General features: G+C 68.8%; 1 protein-coding gene. It reads left to right on the top strand.

The window, feature by feature from the left end; genetic code table 11:
• Positions 1–5 precede the first annotated feature (5 nt).
• Positions 6–1,432: efflux transporter outer membrane subunit (locus RZR99_RS32810; protein ID WP_323123827.1), on the top strand; the 1,427-nt coding region annotated here is incomplete at its 3' end.

Below are 1,432 nucleotides of genomic sequence, written 5' to 3'. Positions count from 1 at the left end.
TGTCCGTGCGCAGCGGTGGCCGCACCGTGCTCGCCGCCGCGGTTGCCGCGCTGGCGCTCGCGGGATGCGCGAACTACTTCGGCATCAAGAGCGACAAGCAGATCGCTCCCGCATCGCAGTTCGAATCCGCTCAGAGCCTGCCGGCCGAAGGCGGCCAGTGGCCGTCGCTCGACTGGGCGAACCAGTTCGGCGATCCCCAACTGCCCAAACTGATCGACGAGGCGCTCGACGGCAATCCGTCCATCGCCCAGGCCCAGGCCCGGATCGCCAAGGCGTCGTCGTATATCGAATCGTCGCGCTCGGCCCTGCTGCCGAAGGCCGAAGCCAGCTATTCGTGGACCCGCGAGCTGTTCTCGGGCACCGGCCTGTATCCGCCGCCCTACGGCGGCAGCTGGTACAGCGAGAACAACGCGCTCGCGAGCGCGTCGTGGGAGCTCGACCTGTGGGGCAAGAACCGCGAACGGCTGCGCTCGGCGGTGTCCCAGCAGAAGGTCGCGCAGGCCGAGATGCAGCAGGCCCGGGTGACGCTCGCGGCGTCGGTCGCCAGCACCTACAACCAGCTCGCGCAGCTGTACGCGCTGCGCGACATCGCGCAGCGGGAAATCAGCAATCGCCAGACGGTCGGCCAGATCACCGACGGCCGCGTCGGCGCGGGCCTCGACACCAACGTCGAACGGCAGACCGCGCGGGGCAACGTGGCGACCAGCCAGTCGACGCTGTCTGATCTCGACGGCCAGATCACGGCGGTGCGCTACCAGCTGGCCGCGCTGCTCGGCAAGGGGCCCGACCGCGGCCTGCAGATTGCCGCGCCGGTGCTGAATCCGGGCGGGACGGTGGCGCTGCCGGGCAACCTGCCGGCGGACCTGGTGTCGCGCCGGCCGGATCTGGTGGCGGCGCGCTGGCAAGTGGAATCGTCCCTGCACGACGTGAAGGAAGCGAAGGCGGAATTCTTCCCGGACGTGAACCTGGCGGCGGGCTTCGGATTCGATGCCTTCGGTTGGGGCAAATTTCTGAATTTCGCGAGCCGCCAGGCGCAGTTCGGACCGGCGATCCACTTGCCGATCTTCGATGCGGGCGCGTTACGGGCGCAATTGAAGGGCCGCTACGCGGACTTCGACCTGAACGTGGCGAACTACAACCAGACGCTGATCGGTGCGCTGAACGACGTGGCGACGCAGGTTGCGTCGATCCGGTCGATCGACCGGCAGATGGGCGATGCGCAGCGGGCGCTGGATGCGTCGACGCGGGCCTACGAGCTGGCGGTGATCCGCTACAAGGCGGGGCTGTCGCCGCAGCTGCAGGTGCTGAACGCGGACAGCAACCGGCTGACCGCGGAGCAGACGGTGACGAACCTGAAGATGCGCCGGCGGGATCTGCAGATCGGCCTGATCAAGGCGCTGGGCGGCGGTTTCGACGCCACCGGCACGCGGCT

This window comes from Burkholderia alba, assembly GCF_034721475.1.
Lineage (GTDB): Bacteria > Pseudomonadota > Gammaproteobacteria > Burkholderiales > Burkholderiaceae > Burkholderia > Burkholderia alba.
The sequence above is the reverse complement of the archived record's forward strand: the minus strand, read 5'-3'. Positions and strand labels throughout refer to the sequence as shown.